General features: G+C 33.6%; 33 protein-coding genes and 1 tRNA gene. 6 read left to right on the top strand and 28 right to left on the bottom strand.

Going from position 1 to position 24,470, the window contains the following annotated elements; all coding sequences use genetic code 11:
* Nucleotides 1-81: 81 nt before the first annotated feature.
* From DW269_RS01750 to cdaA, 7 genes are all read right to left on the bottom strand, one after another.
* Nucleotides 82-504: a hypothetical protein gene (locus DW269_RS01750; protein WP_117458316.1), complete on the bottom strand. Its 423-nt coding sequence runs from the start codon at nt 502-504 to the stop codon at nt 82-84.
* Nucleotides 505-509: 5 nt separating this feature from the next.
* Nucleotides 510-1,625 (bottom strand): aldo/keto reductase, encoded by a 1,116-nt coding sequence (locus DW269_RS01745; RefSeq protein WP_117458281.1) that lies wholly within the window; start codon nt 1,623-1,625, stop codon nt 510-512.
* Between the two features lie 44 nt (nt 1,626-1,669).
* Nucleotides 1,670-2,983, bottom strand: coding sequence for a cell wall metabolism sensor histidine kinase WalK (locus DW269_RS01740; RefSeq protein WP_117458280.1), 1,314 nt, complete (start codon nt 2,981-2,983; stop codon nt 1,670-1,672).
* Complete coding sequence (locus DW269_RS01735; RefSeq protein ID WP_022424455.1) at nt 2,983-3,636, bottom strand: response regulator transcription factor; 654 nt, start codon at nt 3,634-3,636, stop codon at nt 2,983-2,985. Before DW269_RS01735 ends, DW269_RS01740 begins: the two co-directional genes overlap by 1 nt.
* Nucleotides 3,637-3,712: 76 nt before the next feature.
* Nucleotides 3,713-5,059 (bottom strand): phosphoglucosamine mutase, encoded by a 1,347-nt coding sequence (glmM, locus tag DW269_RS01730; protein WP_117458279.1) that lies wholly within the window; start codon nt 5,057-5,059, stop codon nt 3,713-3,715.
* A 13-nt stretch (nt 5,060-5,072) separates the two neighbouring features.
* Nucleotides 5,073-6,182 carry a YbbR-like domain-containing protein gene (locus DW269_RS01725; protein ID WP_117458278.1) on the bottom strand — a complete coding sequence of 370 codons (1,110 nt, stop codon included), beginning with the start codon at nt 6,180-6,182 and terminating at the stop codon, nt 5,073-5,075.
* Complete coding sequence (gene cdaA, locus DW269_RS01720; RefSeq protein WP_226793489.1) at nt 6,175-6,975, bottom strand: diadenylate cyclase CdaA; 801 nt, start codon at nt 6,973-6,975, stop codon at nt 6,175-6,177. The genes DW269_RS01725 and cdaA overlap by 8 nt, the downstream gene beginning before the upstream one ends.
* 144 nt (nt 6,976-7,119) lie before the next feature.
* On the opposite strand from cdaA, the gene pduL reads away from it, so the two are divergent.
* The gene (gene pduL / locus DW269_RS01715; RefSeq protein WP_117458276.1) at nt 7,120-7,689 is read left to right on the top strand and encodes a phosphate propanoyltransferase; all 570 of its coding nucleotides are present in this window, start codon (nt 7,120-7,122) and stop codon (nt 7,687-7,689) included.
* Between the two features lie 33 nt (nt 7,690-7,722).
* Here pduL and DW269_RS01710 read toward each other — a convergent pair whose 3' ends face one another.
* The 12 genes from DW269_RS01710 to DW269_RS01660 all read right to left on the bottom strand — a co-directional run bounded on the left by DW269_RS01710 (nt 7,723) and on the right by DW269_RS01660 (nt 14,478).
* Entirely contained in the window at nt 7,723-8,244 is a 522-nt protein-coding gene (locus DW269_RS01710; protein ID WP_226793486.1) for a flavodoxin domain-containing protein, read from the bottom strand.
* Between the two features lie 70 nt (nt 8,245-8,314).
* The gene (locus tag DW269_RS01705; protein WP_117458275.1) at nt 8,315-8,590 is read right to left on the bottom strand and encodes an HU family DNA-binding protein; all 276 of its coding nucleotides are present in this window, start codon (nt 8,588-8,590) and stop codon (nt 8,315-8,317) included.
* 65 nt (nt 8,591-8,655) lie between these two features.
* Nucleotides 8,656-9,495, bottom strand: coding sequence for a MurR/RpiR family transcriptional regulator (locus DW269_RS01700; protein ID WP_117458274.1), 840 nt, complete (start codon nt 9,493-9,495; stop codon nt 8,656-8,658).
* Between the two features lie 2 nt (nt 9,496-9,497).
* Nucleotides 9,498-10,052, bottom strand: coding sequence for a Fe-S-containing hydro-lyase (locus tag DW269_RS01695; protein ID WP_117458273.1), 555 nt, complete (start codon nt 10,050-10,052; stop codon nt 9,498-9,500).
* Nucleotides 10,049-10,891, bottom strand: coding sequence for a fumarate hydratase (locus DW269_RS01690; protein ID WP_117458272.1), 843 nt, complete (start codon nt 10,889-10,891; stop codon nt 10,049-10,051). Before DW269_RS01690 ends, DW269_RS01695 begins: the two co-directional genes overlap by 4 nt.
* An 8-nt stretch (nt 10,892-10,899) precedes the next feature.
* Complete coding sequence (locus DW269_RS12885; protein ID WP_233502402.1) at nt 10,900-11,043, bottom strand: hypothetical protein; 144 nt, start codon at nt 11,041-11,043, stop codon at nt 10,900-10,902.
* A gap of 84 nt (nt 11,044-11,127) precedes the next feature.
* Nucleotides 11,128-11,724, bottom strand: coding sequence for a MurR/RpiR family transcriptional regulator (locus tag DW269_RS01685; protein ID WP_233502403.1), 597 nt, complete (start codon nt 11,722-11,724; stop codon nt 11,128-11,130).
* A gap of 241 nt (nt 11,725-11,965) precedes the next feature.
* The gene (locus tag DW269_RS01680) at nt 11,966-12,931 is read right to left on the bottom strand and encodes a dipeptidase (protein ID WP_117458271.1); all 966 of its coding nucleotides are present in this window, start codon (nt 12,929-12,931) and stop codon (nt 11,966-11,968) included.
* Nucleotides 12,931-13,179, bottom strand: a complete 249-nt coding sequence (locus DW269_RS01675; RefSeq protein ID WP_022424443.1) for a hypothetical protein — start codon at nt 13,177-13,179, stop codon at nt 12,931-12,933. Before DW269_RS01675 ends, DW269_RS01680 begins: the two co-directional genes overlap by 1 nt.
* Nucleotides 13,180-13,185: 6 nt before the next feature.
* Nucleotides 13,186-13,965, bottom strand: a complete 780-nt coding sequence (locus tag DW269_RS01670; RefSeq protein ID WP_006506072.1) for an HAD family hydrolase — start codon at nt 13,963-13,965, stop codon at nt 13,186-13,188.
* A 59-nt stretch (nt 13,966-14,024) separates the two neighbouring features.
* On the bottom strand, nt 14,025-14,294 hold the full coding sequence (locus DW269_RS01665; RefSeq protein ID WP_117458270.1) for an HPr family phosphocarrier protein: 270 nt from the start codon (nt 14,292-14,294) through the stop codon (nt 14,025-14,027).
* A gap of 110 nt (nt 14,295-14,404) precedes the next feature.
* Nucleotides 14,405-14,478 (bottom strand) — tRNA-Trp (locus DW269_RS01660).
* 96 nt (nt 14,479-14,574) lie between these two features.
* Between DW269_RS01660 and DW269_RS01655 the strand changes: the two genes are divergently transcribed.
* On the top strand, nt 14,575-14,928 hold the full coding sequence (locus tag DW269_RS01655) for a hypothetical protein (RefSeq protein ID WP_117458269.1): 354 nt from the start codon (nt 14,575-14,577) through the stop codon (nt 14,926-14,928).
* Between the two features lie 37 nt (nt 14,929-14,965).
* Here DW269_RS01655 and DW269_RS01650 read toward each other — a convergent pair whose 3' ends face one another.
* Nucleotides 14,966-16,405, bottom strand: a complete 1,440-nt coding sequence (locus tag DW269_RS01650) for a glycoside hydrolase family 1 protein (RefSeq protein ID WP_117458268.1) — start codon at nt 16,403-16,405, stop codon at nt 14,966-14,968.
* A 130-nt stretch (nt 16,406-16,535) separates the two neighbouring features.
* Here DW269_RS01650 and DW269_RS01645 point away from each other — a divergent pair, with 130 nt between their 5' ends.
* The 3 genes from DW269_RS01645 to DW269_RS01635 are packed head-to-tail and all read left to right on the top strand — an operon-like array spanning nt 16,536 to nt 18,329.
* Nucleotides 16,536-16,922 carry a GntR family transcriptional regulator gene (locus tag DW269_RS01645; protein WP_117458267.1) on the top strand — a complete coding sequence of 129 codons (387 nt, stop codon included), beginning with the start codon at nt 16,536-16,538 and terminating at the stop codon, nt 16,920-16,922.
* On the top strand, nt 16,909-17,727 hold the full coding sequence (locus DW269_RS01640; RefSeq protein ID WP_117458266.1) for an ABC transporter ATP-binding protein: 819 nt from the start codon (nt 16,909-16,911) through the stop codon (nt 17,725-17,727). Before DW269_RS01645 ends, DW269_RS01640 begins: the two co-directional genes overlap by 14 nt.
* Nucleotides 17,724-18,329, top strand: coding sequence for an ABC-2 transporter permease (locus DW269_RS01635; RefSeq protein ID WP_117458265.1), 606 nt, complete (start codon nt 17,724-17,726; stop codon nt 18,327-18,329). The genes DW269_RS01640 and DW269_RS01635 overlap by 4 nt, the downstream gene beginning before the upstream one ends.
* Before the next feature lie 10 nt (nt 18,330-18,339).
* On the opposite strand, the gene DW269_RS01630 is transcribed toward DW269_RS01635, so the two are convergent.
* From DW269_RS01630 to DW269_RS01600, 7 genes are all read right to left on the bottom strand, one after another.
* Nucleotides 18,340-18,723: a hypothetical protein gene (locus tag DW269_RS01630; RefSeq protein WP_117458264.1), complete on the bottom strand. Its 384-nt coding sequence runs from the start codon at nt 18,721-18,723 to the stop codon at nt 18,340-18,342.
* Between the two features lie 46 nt (nt 18,724-18,769).
* Nucleotides 18,770-19,669 carry a DMT family transporter gene (locus DW269_RS01625; protein ID WP_230310190.1) on the bottom strand — a complete coding sequence of 300 codons (900 nt, stop codon included), beginning with the start codon at nt 19,667-19,669 and terminating at the stop codon, nt 18,770-18,772.
* An 89-nt stretch (nt 19,670-19,758) separates the two neighbouring features.
* A complete protein-coding gene (gene eno / locus DW269_RS01620) occupies nt 19,759-21,054 on the bottom strand; it encodes a phosphopyruvate hydratase (protein WP_117458262.1) in 1,296 nt (431 codons plus the stop codon).
* Between the two features lie 210 nt (nt 21,055-21,264).
* A complete protein-coding gene (locus DW269_RS01615; RefSeq protein WP_117458261.1) occupies nt 21,265-21,663 on the bottom strand; it encodes a hypothetical protein in 399 nt (132 codons plus the stop codon).
* A 115-nt stretch (nt 21,664-21,778) separates the two neighbouring features.
* The gene (locus DW269_RS01610; protein ID WP_117458260.1) at nt 21,779-22,675 is read right to left on the bottom strand and encodes a LysR family transcriptional regulator; all 897 of its coding nucleotides are present in this window, start codon (nt 22,673-22,675) and stop codon (nt 21,779-21,781) included.
* Between the two features lie 23 nt (nt 22,676-22,698).
* On the bottom strand, nt 22,699-23,082 hold the full coding sequence (locus DW269_RS01605; RefSeq protein ID WP_117458259.1) for a hypothetical protein: 384 nt from the start codon (nt 23,080-23,082) through the stop codon (nt 22,699-22,701).
* Nucleotides 23,069-23,749, bottom strand: a complete 681-nt coding sequence (locus DW269_RS01600) for an MBL fold metallo-hydrolase (protein WP_117458258.1) — start codon at nt 23,747-23,749, stop codon at nt 23,069-23,071. Before DW269_RS01600 ends, DW269_RS01605 begins: the two co-directional genes overlap by 14 nt.
* 83 nt (nt 23,750-23,832) lie before the next feature.
* Between DW269_RS01600 and crcB the strand changes: the two genes are divergently transcribed.
* On the top strand, nt 23,833-24,195 hold the full coding sequence (crcB, locus tag DW269_RS01595; protein WP_117458257.1) for a fluoride efflux transporter CrcB: 363 nt from the start codon (nt 23,833-23,835) through the stop codon (nt 24,193-24,195).
* 25 nt (nt 24,196-24,220) lie between these two features.
* Here crcB and DW269_RS01590 read toward each other — a convergent pair whose 3' ends face one another.
* On the bottom strand, nt 24,221-24,469 hold the full coding sequence (locus tag DW269_RS01590) for a TIGR03905 family TSCPD domain-containing protein (protein ID WP_040389980.1): 249 nt from the start codon (nt 24,467-24,469) through the stop codon (nt 24,221-24,223).
* Between the last annotated feature and the right edge of the window lies 1 nt (nt 24,470).

Raw genomic sequence — 24,470 nt, 5'->3', positions numbered from 1 at the left:
TCATCTATTAATATTCTACAATTTCCACAGGACTTAAGTCCATAGACTTTTACAGAATATATATTCTTTTTACATGATGTACTACTTAACAGTAAACCTACGATTATTAAAATCTTGAGTAGGTTTCTTTCCATTCGTGACACGTTCAATATCTTTTGCGAGTATTTCTTCATCATCTGTTTCATATCCTAGTAAGGCAAAATAACCTTTCACATAAATAAATGGACCTAAACCATAATATTCATCATCAAAATCCTTTAAAGAATTGATTGCTTGATTATAATGGTCTGTTGTTTTTGTATCATCCATATCATACATCTTGATTGTAATATTCTTATAACGTTTCTTTAAATAAGGTATCGCATTTTTCTTAAAAGCGATACATTCAGAACATGTCTTAACTGAATAAAATTCAATAGTGACAGGTTTAGGTAATGCAACCTTCTTTTGTGTACATCCTGTTACTAATAATAAACTTAATAGACATACGATCCATTTCTTCAAATACATCACTCCTCTAATACATCAGCGCATTCTTTTAAATATTTGATGATAGGTAACTGTTGTGGACAAACACCCTCACATTGCCCACATTCTATACATTCAGATGCTTTCGCACTCTTTTGAACAGTGCTTTCATAACGATCCTTGGCTTTATCCTTCATACTATAGATCTTATACCAATTCATTGCCTTGAAAATATCTGGTATTTCAATACCCATTGGGCATCCCGGTGTACAATAACGACATGCAGTACATGGAATAGATTCAATGGCATCTAATGCCTTTTGTGCTTCCTTAATCGTATTTTGTTCTTCTTTACTTAACGGTTTAAAATCTTTCATATAAGAAATATTATCTAGTACCTGTTCCATTGTACTCATTCCACTAAGTACTGTAATAATACCATCTAGCGATGCCACATAACGTACAGCCCATGATGCAATAGACATATGAGGATTCGCATTATGTAGTATTTCTCTGACTGATTCAGGTGGTGAGGCCAGTGTACCACCCTTAATAGGTTCCATTACAACAATAGATTTCTGATGCTTTCTCGCAATTTCATAATTGGCACGTGATGTAATAGCTGGGTTTTCCCAGTCTGCATAGTTTAATTGTAATTGTACAAATTCTACATCAGGATGCTTAGTGAGTAATTCATCTAATAATTGTGGTGTCCCATGGAAAGAGAAACCATAATGTTTAATAAGTCCCTTTGCTTTTGCATCCTTCACAAAGTCCCATATATGATACTGATCATATAAAGCCACATTGGCATCAGATAATGCATGTAGAAGATAATAATCAAAATATCCTGCACCAGTTCTCTCTAAGCTGACCTTTAATTGTGCCTGACAGCTTTCTTCATCATGACACATCATCTTTGCATTGATTTTAGACGCTAGTGTATAACAATCTCTAGGATAACGTTCTACAAGTGCCTTTCTAGTTGCTTCCTCTGATCCTTCATAAACATAAGCTGTATCAAAATAAGTCAGTCCAGCATCCATAAAGGCATCTACCATTTTCTTTGTTTCTTCAATATCAATTTGTCCATGAGTGCGTGGTAGACGCATCATACCAAAACCAAGCTTTGGTGTATGTTCTCCAAAATAAGTCATGTTCTCAACTCCTTTACTCTATTTTATCACAAAAAGCTTCCCAACTAGGAAGCTCTTTTCGTAAATATAAATGCAACACCTATATCTTTATTTTCAGCATGAATATCATAGCCATACATATTCGCAATTTTTGCGACAATAGAAAGACCTAAACCAAACTGTCCTTTCACCCCTTTAACATAAGGGTTGAAAAGATCCTCTTTCTTATCTTCATCAATAGGATCCCCATCATTATAAATAATGAGTGTATCTTTCTTTAATGTAATCATAATCACAGATTTCATATAACGTGATGCATTATCAATAATATTTTCTATCGCTACACGCCAATGTTCTTCATTACCAATAAAAGCCACATCATCTAAGTCTGTTTCTATATGGATATGCTGCATTGCTTCCATTTGCATGACGATATGTTCAATTAAGTCTTTGATAGGGAAAGGTTTTAATTCACTTTCTTCAGCACTTAAGTAATCTAATCTATTTAAATAGAGTAAGGATTTTACTTTATGTTCTAAACGATCCGCATTTTCTAGGATAATATCCATAGAACTGTCCTTATCACCATATGGGTAGATATCATCCTTCACACTCTGTCCATATGTCTTAATAAGTGCAATAGGTGTTTTTAGGTCATGAGAAATATTATGAATCATTTCTTCTTTGACTTTTTCCTGCTTCATGAGTTCATCTTTCATTGTGACAATCGCATTTCCTACAACACCTATTTCATCTTGTCGATCCATAACTAGAGTCGCTTCTTCACGATTTGCGATAGAATCCACATATGTTTTAATCTTCTTTAAAGGACGAATAAGAGAAATAACCCATAAGACGAGTACTAATGCGAAAATAGTGAGTACTGCATAAAGAATATAAATAATACGATTACGGATATCTGTGATCAGCTTATCTGAATAAGAATTAGACATAATAGAAATCAAATACTCATTATCTACCTTCATAATACGATAATAATAAGTTTCTCTTGCATAAGTCCCTTTACTTTCTATAGTATTATGTCTACTACTATTCACAACCTTCTCTAAATCACGTCCAAATAAATAGTTATATAGTAATGTCAATGTAGTGGCATCTCCATGAAGATTACTAAATGTAAAGGCATTTTCTGTAGGATCATAAACAATTGTATAGATTGCCTTCTCTTTATTATTAGAAGGCATAAAGTCATATTCTACAGAATCTCTTTGTGATGTCTCTAGCTTTTCATACATCTGATCATCAATAATATCATGCACATTAGAATCTACAATAGGCATTACAACAGCCACTAACATGATAGCTAAACCAAGTATTACTACAAGAAGCTGTTTTAATAAAGAAAAAGATTTAAACATTAGTCTAGTCTATAGCCAAAACCATAGATTGTCTTAATATTGATATTTGGCATCTTCTTTCTTAAACGTCTTAAAGTATCATCTACAACACGGTCACTGCCAAAATAGTTTTCATCCCAGACACGTGTTAAGACCTGTTCACGAGAAATCGCAATACCTTTATTTTTCATAAAATAAAGAAGCAATTCATATTCTTTAGTAGTCAGATCTATTTCATGGTCATTTTCTAATACTTTACGTTTAGATTCATCCACCATATAACCATCAATATCAATCATTTCAGTATCTTTATAGACACGCTTTAAAACGTTATGAATACGAAGAATCACTTCCTTCATATTAAATGGTTTTGTGATATATTCATCACAGCCCTTTTCTAAGCCAATGATTCGGTCAAAGTCCTGGTCTCTTGCAGACATAAAGACAATAGGCATATCAGGACGCTTTGATTTAATAGCTGTCAACAAATCAAATCCACTATTCTTATCAAGCATAATATCTACTAACCATAAATGTACATCATCATCACAATGCATTAAAGCTTCATCATAAGTATAGAAAGAAGTACATTCATATCCTTCTTTTTCTAAATATGTTCTTACTATATCATTCAAGTGTTTCTCATCATCAATAATATTAATTTTGTATTTCAAGAGACTCACCTCCCATATTTCATTATAAAGTGAAAATATTGCCACGAAAGTGGCAATATTTTGTTAGATTATGTGATTATTTAACGGCATAGCCTTTTTCTTTAATAAGATTTACTACCTTAAGTACATTCTCATGACAAATTTCATCTGTCTGTGCTTCAACCATGACACGAATTAATGGTTCTGTACCAGATTCTCTTACTAAAATACGACCATCATCACCTAATGTTTCTGTCACTTCTTCAATTGCTTTCTTAATATCTTCATCATTTAATACTGTAGCTTTATCACTTACACGTACATTGATTAATAACTGTGGATAAATAGTTACTGGTTCAGTTAACTGAGCTAATGTCTTTTTATTTTCAATACATGTTTCAAGAATCTTTAATGATGTTAAGATACCATCACCAGTTGTTGCATGTTTAGAGAAAATAATATGACCAGACTGTTCTCCACCAATCACGTTACCATTAGTGACCATATTTTCATATACATACTTATCACCAACAGCAGTTTTAGCATAACCAATACCAATCTTATCTAAAGCCTTATAAAGACCAATATTACTCATGATTGTAGTAACGATTGTGTTATTCGCTAATTCATTGTTTTTCTTTAATTCCTGACCACATACATAAAGAATTAAGTCACCATCTACAACTCTACCAAATTCATCTACAGCTAAACATCTATCAGCATCACCATCAAATGCGAAACCAATATCTAAACCTTTTTCACGTACAAAGTTCTGTAATGCTTCCATATGTGTAGAACCACAATCAGTATTGATGTTTACTCCATCTGGATGATCATTGATAACATATGTTTCAGCTCCTAATGCATCAAATACTGCTTTTGCGATATTAGATGAAGCACCATTCGCACAATCTAAACCAACACGGACATTTCTAAATGCACGTTTAGGAATACTCATTAAGTAACCAATATATCTATTTCTACCCATAGAATAATCAAATGCACGACCAATTTCATCTTTAGTTGCATATGGAAGTTCATCAGTTAAACCATCAATATACATTTCAATCTGCTTTTCTACTTCAGCATCAAACTTCTGACCCTTATCATTGATTAACTTAATACCGTTATCATAATAAGGGTTATGTGATGCAGAAATCATGATACCACAATCAAATCCATCAGTTCTTACAATATAAGATACTGAAGGAGTTGTAGTTACATGAAGAAGATATGCATCTGCACCACTTGCAGTTAAACCTGCAACTAATGCATATTCAAACATATAGCTTGAACGTCTTGTATCCTTACCAATAACGATTTTTGCTTTATGGTTACGGTTATAATACCAACCTAAATAACGACCTACTTTAAAAGCATGTTCTACTGTTAAAGTCTTATTTGCTTCTCCTCTAAAACCATCTGTTCCGAAATATTTACCCATTTTTTTGTCCTCTCTATTTCTTTTCAATAAACATAGTCACATCTACAGTTGTCTGTGACATCTTATTTATCTTGTCATTCCCCTGTAACGCAATACCGGATAATGTTGTTGATCCTGATAAATTAGAAACATCTACCTGACAAGTAATATAGTTAATATCACTAATATCAGTACGCTTACCATAAATAGTTACAGTAGAGCTAGATAATTTATAATTTGTCATTTGATAGCCATCCTGCAATTGGCCAACAAATTCTGGTTTAACTGGCACTTCCTTAGAATAAGAATCTACATGACAACTAACATTGACCTTTTCTGGTGCGATTGTACATTGTACTTCATTGCCATCGGCATCATATGCTTTAATTTCACATGCCTGCTGGAATGCTTTTGTCTTGCCTTCTACATCAATAAGCGCCTGGACCTTATCAATCTTATCCAGATTATTTTGTGTCGCTGTTATTGTAACACGTTTTGTAGATATTGTATCGACTGAAACGCTATATTTTTCATTTAATTTATCTTGGTTAATAAACTTATATCCTAAATCAAACTTCGCATCTACTTTAGGTAGAATCTTAATAGTCACTGTCTCAGGAATCAACATAACAGTCAAATCACTATCAAAATTTCTTGTTTTTAAAGTCACATGATGTGTTCCTTCATTATATTCAGATAAATCACAATAAACCTCATAATTACTAGTCAATTTAGTTGTATAGATATCCATAGAAGGACCAATTAATCCTATTTCTACTGTTGCAGGAAGTCCTGATACCTCATAACCTTCCTTTAAACCTTCTACCTGTACAGGTACTTTCTTTAAAGTTGCCCCTGCAGTAGTAGAATTCATGACATCTCCACCAGAGAATGAAACAAATAAAAATATTGCAAGCACAAACGAAAGAATACGTACAGAGTGCTTATTGGCAAGAAGCTTATCTAATAGCTTATTAAAGTAGTTATAACCTGAAGAAAACTTCTCTACTGTTTTAGTATAAGTCTGTTCTCTTTCTTCTTTTTTAGCTTCTGTCTTCTCTTTATCAGACTTTTCTTCTTTCATAAACTGTAAGAAAAAATCCGTAGTAGAATCCGTCTGTTTCTTTTTCTTAGGATCACTCATGGTCTTCACCACCTTCATCATACCAGTTCAACTCTGCAATCAATTTAGAACGTAACTCATTTAAGTTAATTCTTGTAAGTTCACCATTAGCTGCAAAGCTAACATTTCCTGTCTCTTCTGACACAACCACTGTCAAAGAATCAGTGATTTCACTAATACCAATGGCCGCTCTATGTCTTGCTCCATACTGTGAAGGAATTTCCTTATTAGTAGGAGGATAGAAACAGGCAGAAGCCACAATCATATCATTCTTAATAATAGTAGCCCCATCATGAAGAGGTGTACCTTCATAGAAGATTGTAGTAAGAAGTTCTGCTTTAATAGAAGCAGACACTTTAACACCTGTATTAATGAAGTCCTGTAAAGACTGACGACGCTCAAATGTAATTAATGCACCTGTTTTATCCTTAGACATAGTTGTAATAGATTCAACAAGTTCATCCATAGCACGTTCTCTTTCATCATCAGATAAACGATGCTGTACTTCATTTTTAGTTTGTCCCATCTTCTCTAATAAAACACGTATTTCTGGTTGGAAAATGACTACAATAGCCAATACTCCCCATGTAATGACTGCATCTACAATAGTACCAAGAGTCACAAGTCCTAGAACACTCGTAATAGCCTTAACAAGAAGAACTACAATAACTCCTTTAAATAACTGCATAGTACGCATGTTTGTCTTAAACATCATGATACCATAGTATAATAAAACCCATACTGCCAATAAATCAATAGCCGATTTTACAAACTTCCAAATTATTGGTAATTCCGACGTAATAATATTAATCATAACATCAACCTCACTTACAAATATTATAGCAGTTTTAGAAATTAATGAAAACAAACATTGATGTGTTACACTTATACTAATTTGTAAAGTAAGCCTTTTCAAAACAAGAAAAAGGGTGTAAAATACGTGACTAGGAGGCAGATTATGAATAACAAGATTATTATTGAAACTTCAGCTAGACATATTCATTTAAGTCAGGCTGATTTAGAAACTTTATTTGGTGAAGGTTATGAATTAACTAAGAAGAAGGATCTTTCTCAGCCAGGTCAGTTTGCATGTGTTGAAAAAGTAAAGGTAGTAGGAACTAGAGGAGAAAAAGCTATGTCTGTTCTTGGTCCTGTTAGAGATTATACTCAAATTGAATTAGCTCTTACTGATGCAAGATCATTAGGTTTAGAAGCACCTGTAAGAGGTTCTGGTGACCTTGCTGGTAGTGGTGCTTGTAAATTAGTTGGTCCTAAGGGTGAAGTTGAATTAACTGAAGGCGTTATTGCTGCAAAACGTCATATCCACTTCTCTCCAGAAGATGCAAAAGCTATGGGTATTAAGGATCGTCAGATTGTTAAAGTAGAAGTTGAAACAAATGGTCGTTCATTAGTATTTGGTGATGTTATGTGCCGTGTTAAAGATACTTATGCTACATTCATGCATATTGATACTGATGAATCAAATGCTGCTGGTGGACCTAAAGAAGGTACAATTATTGTAGACTAATATTAAAGGAGAAGCGTACTTCACTTCTCCTTTTTATTTTGTTGCATAGTTTTCAATTCTCTTGATCTTTTGTGAGAATAATTCTATTTCATGATTATCAAAATTCTCAAAGATATTCACATGATGTTCTTTAGGAATAACAGGTCTATTCTTATTCATCAGTGCAAGAACCATCTTTTCCTGAATACTTAAATCAGGATAATAAATAGCCCCACCTAGTCCTGCCATTGTCGTTACATTCTTTAAAATAGAATAATCAAATTCTTTTGTAATATAGCTCATGAATTCAGTATGGAATAAAGCTGTAATATAAATAGAATAATGCTTTTTAATCAGTAATCCCTGATTCTTTTTAATAAAATCCACCATTTTTGGATCAAGCGCACCATAATAAACAGGAACACCTAATACAATCGTATCTGTCTTTTCTAAGACAGCCATATCTAATTCATCTAGGTTCATTAATGTACATGTATGATCAAGATATGTATTAATGACACGTGCTATTTTAGCTGTTGCGCCATGTTTTGATGTATAGAGTATTGTAATCATCATCACCACTCCCCTTTACATAATTCTAAACTAAAAAAAACAAATAAAAAAGTGCCGAAGCACTTTTTTAATATTATTTATTTACTGCATCTTTAAGTGTAGAACTTGCTTTAAAAGCTGGTACCTTGCTTGCAGCGATTTCGATTGTTTCACGAGTTCTAGGATTAATACCAGTTCTCGCTTTTCTTTCTCTGACTTCAAAAGTTCCAAGACCTTTTAAAGCAACCTTATCACCTTCAACAAGTGCTTCTGATACTGCACTCACTAACGCATTGATTGCACGTTCTGCATCTGCTTTAGTTAATGAAGCACCTTCTGCAACCTTTTCTACTAATTCATTTTTCTTCATGAATAGATACTTCCTTTCTTTTTGACTTGTTCCATTATACCATCTTCAAACGGTCACGTATACACTTATAACAAATATTGATTATAGAGTAAACCATAACGCAAATAGACAATATTAAAGAATGAAACTGTATCAATAAAGCCAGAAATAGAAGACTGTGTATAATCACTTTCTTCACCATTAAGATGATAGTAGTAATCTACTTCAGGATTTGCATAATCCTCATTCATAGTCACAATCAAAATACGTGCCTTCTGTTTCTTAATACGTGTAATAAGTGAATCAATCAATTCTTTTCTAGCACGTACTGTCACAATAATAACCAAGTCATTTTCTTCAATGAGATCAAGTCTCTGTACTTCATCTCCTCTATTCGCAAAAGCATAGAGGAATTTTTCAAGTTTCAACATCTTTAACTGGAAATCCTGACAGGCAATACGTGAGAACTGATAACCAATCATAAATACCTGAGGCGCATCATGAATAAGTTCACAAATATGATCAATATCTTTAATATCTATTTGTGCCTGTCCTAATTCTAATGATTTCTTTGTATCATCATATACCTTATTAACAAGATATTGAGGATCCTTCTTAATCTTAAAATCATCATCCATAGAGAAATGAATTTCATCATGGGCAATCTCTAACGCAATTGCCATTTCTTTCTTAAATGTCGCAAAGTTACGACAATTTAAGTCTTTACAAAATCTAGAAATAGTTGCAGGAGATGTAAAACATAGTTCTGCAAGATCGTTAATTGAAATACTAGGAATCTGTTCAAGATGTGTAAGTATTGTTTTCGCTATACTATAATACATATCCTGTCCAGATGAAAAGTTTACATATGTCATAAGAAGATATAGAATATCTGTCTCGTTATAATCTCTAAATGGTTGATCCATAATTACTCCTTTCCTTTTAAATAGTCCTGACGACCTATTTCATAAAGATCATGTCCTTCACTATCAATGACTACAGTGAGTGGAAGATCTTCTACTACTAAACGACGTACTGCTTCAGGACCAAGATCTTCATAAGCAATGATTTCACATGATTTGATACATGAGGCAATAATTGCGCCTGCCCCACCAATCGCACCAAAATAAACACCTTTATATTGTTTCATTGCTTCTTTTACATCATTATTTCTTCTGCCTTTACCAATCATTCCTCTTAATCCCTTTGACAACATTGTAGGAGAATAAGCATCCATACGATAAGAGGTTGTAGGTCCACAACTGCCAATAATATGACCTGGCTTAGTAGGTGTTGGACCAACAAAGTAAATGACTTGATCATAAGGATCAAATGGTAATGGTTCATTATTTTTTATTGCTTCTACAAAACGTTTATGTGCTGCATCACGCCCTGTATAAATAGTACCGCTTAATAATACCTGATCACCTGCATGAAGTGATTCAACCTTTTCAATAGTAAGAGGTGTTTCTAATTTAATCATAATGTCACCTCCTGATGACGTGATACATGACAGCATATAGCTACTGCGCAAGGTAAGCCGGCAATATGTGTTGGACATGTTTCTACATGTAAGGCAAGTGCTGTTGTCTTACCACCAAAACCTGCTGGTCCAATACCCGTTGCATTCACCTTTTCCAACATTTCTTCTTCTAATGCACGATAACGAGGATCTGGATGATGTTCTTCAATCTTCTTAATCATTGCCTTTTTCGCAAGATAAGTAACATAATCAAATGTACCACCTATGCCAACACCTATCACGATTGGGGGACATGGGTTAGGACCTGCATCTTCTACAACCTTTAAAATAAAGTCCTTAACGCCTTCAATTCCATCACTTGGTTTAAGCATTTTAACCTGACACATATTTTCACTGCCAAATCCTTTAGGTGCTACAGTGATTTTAAGTTTATCACCAGGAACGATATCATAATGAATGATTGCTGGCGTATTATCTTTTGTATTGATACGGTCAAAGACAGGATCATCGACAACACTCTTTCTTAAGTATCCTTCAGTATATCCCTGTCTGACACCTTCATTAATGGCTTCTGTAAGGTTGCCATCCACATAGACTTCCTGACCTATTTCCACAAAAATACAGGCCATTCCTGTATCCTGGCAGATTGGTTCCTGGTTACTCGCTGCAATGTCCGCATTTTCCTTTAATATTTCTAATGTGTGTTTAGAAACAGGAGAATCTTCTGTAGATATAGCTTCTAATAAACGGTTATAAACATCTGTAGGAAGATGACAAGCACCTTTAATACATAACTCTTTAATTGTTTCTGTAATTGTTTCTGATTCAATTATTCTCATATGATCACCTATACCAATTTCTTCTTCATCGACTTGAGATCTGGACAAAACAAACTATAGTAACGTAAGCTCATAAGCTGTACTGCAGTTAATAATGCATGCTTGGTTGTCTTGTTTTTAAGTGAACCACCGACTAATACCTTATATTCCACAGGAATACCTAGATTATCTTCATGAGTAGAAGTAATCCATACAATATGACATTTAGATTTATTTAGATACTGTAAGACCTTATGTCACACATGCTCAAAATTACCATTTAATGAAATCACAATTGCGACAGAATCCTTAGTCATCTGTTTTGCACATTCTAATTGTCTTTCTGAATCCATATATGCAATCGTAAACTTTTCTAACATCAACAAGTCTGTCTGTAATAGAATAGCGGCACTTGTAGAAAACTGAGTTCCAAAGAAAGCAACTTCTTCATGATCATGAATTAAATGAAGTACTTCATCCAATATTTTCCAATCAAGGATTTTTGAAATTTCTGCTGTAGATTCAATAATCTGCTGTGCAAATTCTTCTGTTGCTTTTTCTGGTGAATGTGCCATACATTCTAAATCAATATTAATTAAATTATTGAACTTCTTATTATTAGAATGAAAACTATTGCATTCTTGTTTTAAATGTGCAAAGTTTTCATATCCTAAAGCACGACAGAAACGTGAAATGGTTGCTGGAGACACAAAACATTCTTCTGCAAGTTCACTAATACGCATATCGGGGATACGATAAAAATTATTAGCCATAAATAAAGCTATAAAATAGTTTGTATCTGTTTCACTAGCTGTATCTAGATAGATCATCAGGCGATAAAATAAATTTTTCATATTTTCTCTCCTTCACGTTATTTATCTATATTATTATATAATATTTTCAGAATAAAAAAAAGAATGACATATGCACTATTTAGTAGAAATATGAATTGTATTCATATTAGGTTCACAATTCTCCGTTATATTCTTATATGTAGTTCACGGATACTCCCAAGTGACTACATAACTTCTCCCCCAAAAAGTTATTAAAAGGAAAATGACAGGCTTCCCCATCATATACGGCCTGTCATTTTTTCTATTTCAAGATTTCTCTATAAACACGTAATACGTTTTTATAAAAGACTTTTTCTATTTCTTCAGTTGTAAGTCCTGCGTCTTTAAGTGCCTGTTCTAATTGAGGTAAGTAAGACGCATTTTTCATTTCTAGATTTTGTGAAATACCATCAAAATCAGAACCCAAACCAATACAATCAATACCTGCTAAGTCCTTGATATAAAGAATGTGCTTCACCATATCTTCAATACGTGATTTTTCTGCATTCTCACCTAAGAATCCTGCAGCATAATTAAGCCCCATCACACCACCACGATGAGCAAGCTTTAAAATCATATCATCACTCATATTGCGTGCATGTGGACATACAGAACGTGCATTAGAATGAGATGCCACAAAAGGCTTCTTAACGATATCTAATACATCATAGAAACATTTATCTGACATATGAGAGACATCAATGATCATTCCTAGATCTTCCATTTCTTTAATATAGGCTTTTCCTGCATCAGTGAGACCATGTACATCATCATATGTATGATAGCCATGTGTATCATCATTCATATCAAAGTCAGGATATGTGAGTCCATTGATATGATTCCAGCTTAATGCGACCATACGTACACCTAAACGATAATAATTTCTTAAATAAGAAAGGTCTTCATGAATCACAGCACCTTCTTCAATAGTAAGAAGTGCACTCATGACACCATTATGTGAATTGTCCATAATTTCATCATAAGTAGTGACAGGCTGAATCTTATCCTTATTCTTTCTCATTTCCTGATAGAAATAATCAATACATTTCATAACATGATCCACTGGATCTGCAGTTTCTTTTAATTCAGTAAAGATGGCAAAGTTCTGTAGAAGATAATCTCCTTCTTCCATCTTTTTTATATCAATATTTAAGTTATTTTCACTTAATGAGAGGTGATTCTTTTCCAACTCATAAAGTGTATCACAATGCATATCTACTACTTTCATTACTCTACCTCAAAAGGAATATCCAAAGTTTTATAGGCTTCTGTTTTATCCTGTGTTTCCTTAAGCCATGCAATGGCTTTTTTTAATTCTTCAGGGTCTTCTTCTACAATACCCCCTACTGATACTTGCACAATATCATAAATAGACTGCCATAAATCATCAAAACTATGTGAATCCTGATCAGCCATTTCACTATCTACATATACATCTAAATCTCTACCTGTTTCATATGCTTCTTTTAATGTCATTTTCCTCTACTCCTTTATATATTCAAAATGAATACAAGCTTTATAAATACCATCATCATCAATATCTGCAGTTACATAATCTGCTTCCGCTTTAGTCATTGCATCACCATTCCCCATACAAATTGATGTTGAGGCATGCTTCATCATTTCTATATCATTTTGTGAATCACCAAAACATACATAATGATCACTACCTAATACCTTACCTAATTCCATAATACCTGTTGCTTTAGATACACCTGCAATGGCGACATCCGCAAAACAAGATAAGCCAGGCAATACTGAAATACCTTCTAAATCAAGAAATGGTTTATAGTCCCACCCTTTAGGTCCATAGATAATCATCATATCAACAAGATCAGTCCCGTTATACTTTTCAACCGGTCCTATCTGGTTTCCAAAATAACGCTGTGTCTCTAAAACATACTCGTCTGGTTCCTTTGTAATAATACGATGTTCTTTCTTTAATGTCACTGCAAGATTGAGTTCATCTGCTTTCGCAATTGTACGAATAACATCCTCATTCTTAAAATGATGGGCATTGATTACATTTCCTTTTCCATCAGTAATCAACTGACCATTATTAAATACAAAGCCATCCCAGTCGGCAATATCCTGTATACCAGTACGTAAGAAAGAGTCTCTTCCTCTTCCTGTTGAAACAACGATTGGATATCCTGCTTCTTTTAATTTCTTAAGTGCAAGAATCGTTGAATCATATACTATATGTTCATCTGTCGTACCTCTAATAGTACCATCTACATCAAAACACATCATTGGTTTCATACCATCAACTCCTTACGCCTATTATACATAAAAAAGAAAAAGAATGCATCATGCATTCTTTATCCGATAATACCTAATTCTTTCATTTTTTCATGTACTGCTTTAATACCTGTTTCTTCATCTTCTCCATCGGCAGTAATCACAATTTTTGCCTTTGTTGGAATACCTAATGAAAGAACGCCCATCATCGATTTAAGATTCACAGTTTTACCTGAATAAGTTAAGGTAAAATCACTGTCGAATGTCTTTGCGACTTCGATAAGATCCATTGCAGGTGTCGCATATAAGCCCACTGGATCTGTTACGATACATGCTAAAGTTTTTGCCATAAATTGTAACCCCTTTCATAATTATATTATATCACAATAAAAGGGGCATTAAATTAATAAATATAAAATTAAATAAAAAAACGAACAAATGAATGTTCGTTGTTTACAGATGGCAGGGGCTACAGGAATCGAACCCGTATCAACGGTTTTGGAGACCGATGTTCTACCATTGGACCAAGCCCCTAAGTTAAACTGCTTTTTTATATTACCATACCAATTTCTAAAAAGCAATAGTAAAATACATAAGAAAATGATATTATTGTATAAGTGAGGTGAGCCTATGTTTTTCAAACGCAAAGAAGTAGTAAAAACAATTGAATTTAATCATGCTTATGAAGAATTTCAAAATAATATGAATATTATTCTTTTATGTGTAGATGATGATTTGAAGTTTGATGTCAGACATCCAGTTGATGCACAATGTTATCCTGCGAGACTAATTGATCGGCATGCTAAAAAGGATCTTGATCCTACTGCAACATATTATGTTTATGCACTTGCAGCTGGTACAGCACATGAAGGAGCAAGAAAATTAGTCAAAGCTGGATTTAAGGTCTATGATTTAGGATCTTTAGTAGATTTCAGAGGACCTGAAGAAGGTAATTCTGTCAAACAGAAAAGACATAAACATTAAAGAAGGACTATAAAATTCATAGTCCTTCTTTTTCATATTATTTTAAATCTTCACCATTTGTTTTGATGACTTTCTGATACCAGTAGAAAGATTCTTTTCTACGTCTAGAGAAGTCACCTGTTCCATCATCATATCTTTCTACAAAGATGAAACCATAACGTTTAGCCATTTCACCAGTAGAAGCTGATACTAAGTCAATACATCCCCAAGGAGTATAACCTCTTAAATCAACACCATCTAATACTGCTTCATGCATCTGTTCAATATGACTTCTTAAGTAATCGATACGATAGTCATCACGTACTTTACCATCTTCATCAATCTTGTCATATGCACCTAAGCCGTTTTCTACGACAAAGATAGGTTTCTGATAACGATCCCAGATTTCATTTAATGAATATCTTAAACCAATTGGATCAATCTGCCAGCCCCAGTCACTTGCTTTAAGATATGGGTTTGGTACACCACCTAAGATATTACCTAAACCTGCTTCTTTACTCTTATCTGCTGTCTGACAGTTAGACATATAATAAGAACATGTATAGAAATCAACTGGACCTTCCTTTAAAATATCTTCATCACCATCTTCCATAACGATGTTGATATTATTTTCTTTAAAGTATCTCTTGATATAGTTTGGATAAGCACCACGACACTGTACATCTGAACAGAACCAGTTCATTAAGTGATTTCTTTCCTGGTTTACAATCTGATCCTGAGGATCACATGTTAATCCATAGCTTGTTGCCATAATCTGCATACAACCCACCTGATAATTAGGATCAATTTCATGAGCCATCTTCACTGCAAGTGCACTTGCCACAAACTGATGATGTAATCCCTGGAAACGATTCTGAGGATTATCTACCTGTTCCATGAAATTCATTGTCTTGATTTCATTTAAAATACCCTGTGATAAGAATGCCCCCATCGCAGTAGTTGCTGAGTTAATTTCATTGAAAGTCAACCAGTATTTTACTTTACCTTTATATCTAGTAAAAATTGCTTTACAGAAGTTTAAGTAGCAGTCAATCATACGACGATCTGCCCAGGCATTCCATTTCTTAGTTAAGTTAAATGGTACTTCATAATGTGAAATAGTAATTAATGGTTCAATATTGTATTTACGACATTCATCAATTAATTCTTCATAGAACTTTAAACCTTCTTCATTAGGTGTTTCTTCATCCCCATTAGGGAAAATTCTAGTCCACGCAATTGAGAAACGATACATCTTGAATCCCATTTCTGCAAATAATGCGATATCTTCTTTAAAACGATGGTAATGATCAATCGCATCATGTGAAGGATAGAAAGTTCCTTCTTCTAATACTGGTGTAATGCGTTTACTTACTGTTGCACTTCCTCCAGTACATACGTCAGGACAGGAAATACCTTTTCCGCCTTCCTGCCATCCACCTTCTAGCTGGTTGGCTGCAGTTGCGCCACCCCAATAAAAGTCTTTTCTAAAACTCATGATTATGTCCTCCTTGTTTTCAAGAGTATACTATCAAACATTGAAAGATTATGCTTATTATTTTCATAATTTGAATTTTATATTGCACAGTGTTATATACTGTTATATACTGTTTATAGGAGGAAGAGATATGCATATTATCATTAATCATTCGTCAATGATTCCTATATATGAACAAATTGTAGAAGCCATTAAAGAAGCAATACTCTCTAATCAGTTATCTCCTAATGAAGCACTCCCTTCAGTACGTGCTTTATCTAAAGAATTAAAAATCAGTGCTTTAACTGTGAAAAAAGCCTATGATTTTTTGGAAAAAGAAGGCTATACAACAACTGTTCATGGAAAAGGAAGCTATGTATTAGAGGTTTCTCAAAATGAAGTAAAAGAAAATTGTTTAAGAGAAACGGAAGAACTATTATCTCGTGCTATAGAAAAAGGGAAGCGTTCTGGCATTACTTATCAAGAAATGCAGGACATGTTATCTCTTATTATGGAGGATGTTTATGATTCACATTGATCATTTAAAAAAGAGTTATGACTCATTTTCTCTTGAATGCAGTTTAGATATTCCTAAAGGTGTGATTACTGGAATTATAGGAATGAATGGTGCTGGTAAGAGTACATTATTCAAAAGTATTCTTGGTATTAATCCTATTGATGAAGGAAACATCCAGATACCTGATAAACAGGATATTGGTGTCGTATTAAGTGAAACAGGATTCAGTGAATTCTTTACTGTATCCGATATAATCAGTATTCTTAAATGTACTTATAAACATTTTGATGAAGATTTGTTTCGATCTTATTGTCAGCGTTTTGATATCCCTTTAGATAAGAAAACACGTACATTCTCTACAGGTATGAAAGCAAAACTCAATATCATTATTGCCTTAACACATCATGCAAAATTGCTGATTTTAGATGAACCAACTGCAGGACTTGATGTTCTTACTAGAGATGAAATACTTGATATACTAAGAGATTATATGGAACAGGAAGATTGTACTATTCTTATATCTTCTCATATATCTAGTGATTTAGAATCATTGTGTGATGATCTTTATATTATTGATCATGGGAAGATCATCATGCACGAAGAAATGGATACACTTCTTTCTCTTTATGGCGTGTTAAAGGTATCTAAAGAAGATTATAAAAACTTAGATAAAGATTATCTGCTGGAAGTAATGAAAGAACCGTTTGGTTATTCATGTCTAACTAACGTTAGACAGTTCTATAGTGAAAACTATCCTACTATTGTGATTGAACAGAATCATATTGATACAATGATTCCTATTCTATTAAAAGGAGAGCGCTTATGAAAGGACTACTCAAAAAAGATTTATTATTACTCAAGTCTCAAATAAAGTATATTGTAACGATTGTTGTAATCTGTCTGATTATGGCTTATGCAAATTCTGGATTTGCGTATATTTCTAGTTATCTTACATTTATGGGAACAGGACTTGTCTTCAATTCATTTTCTTATGATATGTATCACAATGAGATGACTTATCTCTTTGCCCTGCCTTTTAGTAAGAGAGAATACTGTTTAGAGAAATATATCTATGCACTCACTGTTACATTCATATCATGGCTCATTGCTTTCCTTATAAGTTCCGCAACTCATATTAACTTAGAAACAACAATTGTCCAGCTTGCCATGCTCTTTTCCGCATTCATATATATTTCTATCACGATTCCTGTAATGATGAAGTACGGTCGTGAAAAGGCAACTATTATTGTCTTAATGTTGATGCTTGTTTTATTTCTTGCAGTTGCAAGTGGTGCGACTTCAGTAGGCATGTTGATGAGTCAAATTTCAGCATTCCTACTCATTGGAATATATGCCTTCATTGTACTCGTTGTCTTAATCATCTCATATAGAAGTACAATCTCTATTCTTAACGATAAAGAACTATAAGAAAGAACCGCTACATCTTGTAGCGGTTCTGTTTGTTTATATATTGTCCAATCATGATTCCAAGTAATGATGGAAATACACCATATAATACTATTTCTGTACTTGGTGCAAGAATCTTTTCTATATCAGTTAATGATACATGAATAAAACTTAAGTAACAGCCAAGTAGCTCCATCATACCAAAGAATAATGTAAGTAAGTAAATAGCACGATGATCTGACTGACCATAGAGTACTGATATAATAAAGGCTGATGCAGGCAATACTAAATATAAAATAAATAATGACACTTCAATAATCTGTCCTGGATGTGTTCTTGACCAGGCAAATAATATATATAAAGACCAAATCATCATATAAATGAGAAATGGAATCCCCTTTTTTAACTTCTTCATACTAACCACTCCCTAATACTATTATATTACAAAATATATGTAATAGTTATGAAATTGATACTTGATCACTAGGAAGAGCTAATAAGAAGATTGTCACAAGAATCATCGCAAAACCAATGAGATCAATGCCCTTAAACGGTGTAGATAACCATACAAAGGCAAATAATGTAGCTGAAACAGGTTCAATACTTGCAATCATACTTGCTTTGACTGGTCCAATATCTACAACTCCCTGTAAATACAATGTAAAGGCAACAGCTGTACCAATGACTATAATACCTATTGTCGCAAGTACTCCAGCTAAGTCTAATGCAGGTACAAGAGTCCATGTCTTGCCTGCACATAATAGCACAATACCACCAAATAACATTCCTATACCTGTGACTGGTACACTACCATAAACTGCCATCAAACGCTTAGGATAGATAGAATATGTAGCAGCTGTAAAGCCACAGAATATTCCCCAGAATAATCCTGTTGGAGTAAGTGCTAAGCCATTTAAACGACCATGTGTCGCAATCACGAAGGCACCACCTAAAGCTAAGACAATACATAATGCTTCAATCTTATTTGGTAATCTCTTTGATGTAAAACAAACGAAGATCATAATATAAATTGGTGAAAGATACTGCAATACTGTAGCCGTTCCCGCATTAGATGTATTAATAGCCTGTAAATAGGTAAACTGACACAACATTAAGACAAAACCAAAACCAAATGTCTTAAGTAGGTCTTTCTTTTGACTTACTAAACGTTTCATCGCTTCTTTTTGTGTCAATGCACCAAATAGTGTAATCAATAATCCCGCAAAACACATACGCATAGATGTGAGCCACATAGGATTAGCTTGATAATGAGTAAATAAGAACTGTCCGCTTGCACCTGAAAAGCCCCAGCATGTTCCACCAATTAAAGTGAGAAGTACTCCTCTTTTAAAATGTTCCATAATGTTTCCCCCGAAAATACGTTCATATATCATAACACAAACAAATTAAAAGAGAAGTAAAAAAGGCAGATTTATCTGCCTTCTCTGCCTTACTTATTGAACTTGAATGTCTTAATACCAGGATAAACTGCACTATCACCTAAAGCTTCTTCAATACGAAGTAACTGATTGTATTTAGCCACTCTTTCAGTTCTACTTGGTGCACCCGTCTTGATCTGACCTGCATTGAGTGCAACAGCTAAATCTGCAATAGTTGTATCTTCAGTTTCACCAGAACGGTGAGAAACGATTGCTGTCATGTTTGCGTTATGAGCCATCTTAATAGCTTCTAATGTTTCAGATAGAGTACCAATCTGGTTTAACTTAATAAGGATAGAATTACCTGCTTTTAATTCAATACCTTTAGATAAACGTTTAGTATTAGTAACAAATAAGTCATCACCTACTAGCTGTACTTTGTCTCCTAATTCCTGAGTCATAAGTGTCCAGCCTTCCCAGTCTTCTTCATCTAAACCATCTTCTAATGAATAGATTGGATACTTTTCAACTAAAGACTTCCAATGTGCAATTAACTCTGCAGATGTATAAGTCTTACCTGACTTAGGTAATTTATAGAAGCCTTTCTTATCTGTCTTCCATTCACTTGATGCAGCATCAATTGCAAGTACAAAGTCTTTACCTGGTTCATAACCTGCATTCTTAACTGCTTCTAGAATAGTTTCAATTGTTTCTTCATCAGTTGATAAATCTGGCGCAAATCCACCTTCATCACCTACTGAAGTAGCGAGTCCCTTAGACTTTAATAATGACTGTAGTGCATGGAATACTTCAGTCGCCATTCTTAAGGCATCTTTAAAGCTATCAGCACCTACTGGCATAATCATGAATTCCTGTACATCTACAGTATTAGTAGCATGTGCACCACCATTTAAGATATTCATCATTGGCACAGGAAGCTTATTCGCATTCACACCGCCAATAAAACGGTATAAAGAAATGCCTTCACTCTTAGCTGCAGCCTGAGCAGCTGCTAAAGAAACAGCTAGAATCGCATTGGCACCAAAATTAGATTTATCTTCTGTGCCATCTGCTTCAATCATTAGTTTATCAACATGATATGTATCTCTTGCATCTGCACCAATGACTGCTTTCGCAATTTCATTATTCACATATTCAACTGCCTTAGAAACACCTTTACCACCAAACTTCTTAGGATCGTTATCTCTTAATTCTAATGCTTCAAATTCACCTGTAGAAGCACCACTAGGGCTTGCAGCACGTCCTACTGTACCATCTGCAAGAGTCACTTCTGCTTCTACTGTAGGATTCCCACGAGAATCAATAATTTCGCGTCCATATACTTTCTCAATTAAATATTTGTTCATTATTTACCTCCGAGTTAGATTTCTCTAACTGTAGTTAGTTTAACATAACTCTGATTATTAAACAAGTAAAATGACCTGGAAAAATTTATTTAATATATTCATTGCATTTACTCTATGTATATGATAATATCTAGTTAGTTACTACTAACTAGTAACTAAAAAAACATATCCTTACAATCCTTAAGAAAAGAGTGGCCACGGCCACTCTTTTTACTTGATATTTAATTGTTGTGAGAGACGATGGGATGCAAGCATCACTCTTGTCATTGGTAGATCATGATTAACTGGAGAATCTACACCAAAGTAGACCTTCATGACCATAACCGCAAAGGCATTGGCATCGATAACATATTCAAGATCATGGAGTTGTTTCATATTTGTATAATCCTGATAATAACGTCTTAATTCTGTAAATAACGCAAATAAGGATTTTCTACCTTCCTTCTTAAAAGCATCGATATCAACATATAAGCATCCTTGCTTTCCTGGTATATATTTCACTAAATGATAGTTCTGACCTTCTGGCATTTCATAACTAACATCAACGCGAGGGACATCCTGAAGACTACAGCCAAAAGAGATCAGTTTCTCTAAATAACGTTTCAACATGAGTCTTACCTCCTTCAACATCACGCTTGTGATGTTGGTAGTATTTTACACCAAAAATCAAAAAAAGCAAGAATATCACTAGTAATATTTAAGTAGCAAAATCAAGGAATTATCATTATATATGCTTTTTTAGTGCCTCCATATAAGCTTCTCCATAACGTGAAAGAATCATGTTCTTTTGTGTAATAGTACCTACTCTCATGATTTCATCCACTAATAAAGGAACAGAAATAATTGTTTCACCATTTAATTCTTTAGAGATAATACCAGTAGATACTGTATAACCATTTAACCCTATTAATAAGTTAAAGAGTGTCGCACGGTCTCTTACCTTAATATTTCTCTTTCTATCTAATGTACTTAATACTTCTTCTGAGAAATAGAAAGAATTATATTCTCCCTGTTCAAAAGAAAGATATGGGTAATCTTCTAAGTCTTTAAGAGTTAATGTCTTCTTATAAGCAAGAGGATGGTGGTAAGAAATAAAGACATGAGGTTTTGCGACAAAGAGTTCTTTAAATTCTAAGTTATTCTGTCTGATCATCTTCATGATGACTTCTTCATTCTTAGGGCATGTATAAAGAACACCTATTTCACTTTTCATAGTAGAAACATCTTCGATAATTTCATGTGTTTCTGTTTCTCTTAATGTAAAATCATATTGGTTAACACCAAACTGTCTAATAACATCTACAAAGGCATTAACTGCAAATGAATAATGCTGGCAGGATACACTAAAATGAGGACTTTGATGTTTATCATTCATATAGCGTTCTTCAAGTAGATCAGCTTGATCTAATACCTGTCTTGCATAACTTAAGAATGTTTCTCCTTCTCTAGATACAATAACACCTTTATTGGTACGTCTAAAGATTGTGATATGCATTTCGCTTTCTAATTCTTTAATCGCATTTGTAAGAGAAGGCTGTGAGATAAATAGTCTTTTAGCCGCCTGAGTAATGCTTCCTGTTTGTGCCACCATGACGACATAACGTAATTGATTGAGTGTCATGAAATCCTCCTTTTCCTGGGAAATTATTTTGTTTTAAGTGTCAGTTCTGCAATCTTTGTCTGACCATCCTGTAAATAGAGTGGTAATGTACGTGACGATGATGTAATAGAATCCTTGTCTGTTTTCTTTAAATAACCTTTAATCCCATCTTCACTTTCTGCAAGAATGAGATCAGGAACACTACCTACATAGTCTGATAAATCAGGACCATAAGTCTGCCCTGATTCATTTTTAGGATAGCCTTTTTCAATGATTTCCTGGCTATCAGGAATAATCAAATGATTATTAATATAGGCAATCTCAGAGCGAGACATATCATTTGATATATTTTTCTGAAAATAAAGAACACCACATATAGAAATTATAAAAAAGAGGGGAATAACCCAAAGTATTTTATATTTTGACATCCATTACTTCTCCTTCTTGTGTAAATGAGAGAACCTGATCTTTATGATCATATTCTTCTATAAATCTTTCAATGACATCATATTTATTCCAACAATGCATTGGGATAATGTAACGCGTATGACATACTTTTAAGAAGTCTGTAATACCTTCATGATAATTATCTTCTAGACGAGGATCTAAAGGAATAAAGGCTACATCTATATCAAAGTCCTTCATCTTTTTTAATTCTGTATGATAAAGGTTCTTCTGCCAATCAAGCCACTCTTTATCTTCCCCAACCCAATCCCAGTTATTGAAATCTCCAGCATGATAAAGAGTATAACCATCTACTTGTACCATAAACGCAATACCTTCATCATTTGATAAATAAGTACTCACTTCTATATTAGAATCAAAATAGACAATATCATCCTTTAAATAAGAGATAGAATCATCTTCTATTTTCTCTATATCACTAGATAGTAAATAATGAACATCTTTGTATTCATTCTTTAAGTCAAAGATCTTCTTAGAATAATGATCACCATGTCTATGACTTGCAAAAACATAAAGTTTCTTTCCTTCAGGTACTTTTGGAATAGTCCCTGTATAATAATCAAATAACAAGCATGTACGATCTGTTTCTATAAAGAAACTGCTATGTGTTATATAAGTAATTTTCAACATAATACCACCTCTATTTTTGTATTATAACACCTTTGATTCTCTCTTCCATCTATTTTATAATACATGAAAAAGGAGGAAAATATTTGACAGCATGTTTATATGTCGGTATGGGTGGTTTTATTGGTTCAGTACTTCGTTATTTAGTAGGTTTGATTCCTTTAAAGACAACACATGGATTTCCATTACTGACTCTATTTATTAATATTCTTGGTGCATTTTTAATAGGTTTTATTAGCACTATAGCTTTAAAGAAGTCTATGAATCCTCACTTAGTTCTATTACTTAAAACAGGATTATGTGGGGGATTTACTACCTTCTCTACATTTGCGTTAGAATCTATTACTTTACATAAGAATGGCAATACAACTCTTGCAATGATTTATATAGTTTTAAGTATAATACTTGGACTAAGTGCAGTCATTCTAGGTGATTATTGTGCACACTAAAAGGCAGATTTCTCTGCCTTTTTAATTATTTGATTGCTTCTTTTAATGCATGTGCAAACTGATCTGCACAAGATGTATTTTTCATACCACAAGTATTGCCTTCTAGAATAGCTACGATTTCTTCTGCTTCTTTACCTTCTACAAGTTTACCAATGGCTTTTAAGTTACCATTACATCCTCTAGTAAATACAACGTTATGAATTGTATGACCTTCTAAGTCAAAATCAATAGCAGTTGCACAAGTTCCTTTAGTCTTATAAGTAAAATGTTCCATA

The sequence above is a fragment of the Catenibacterium sp. AM22-6LB genome, assembly GCF_003435615.1.
In the GTDB taxonomy this organism is placed as follows: domain Bacteria; phylum Bacillota_I; class Bacilli_A; order Erysipelotrichales; family Coprobacillaceae; genus Catenibacterium; species Catenibacterium mitsuoka_A.
Note: the sequence above shows the minus strand (reverse complement) of the source record. Positions and strands in the feature narration are given on the sequence as shown.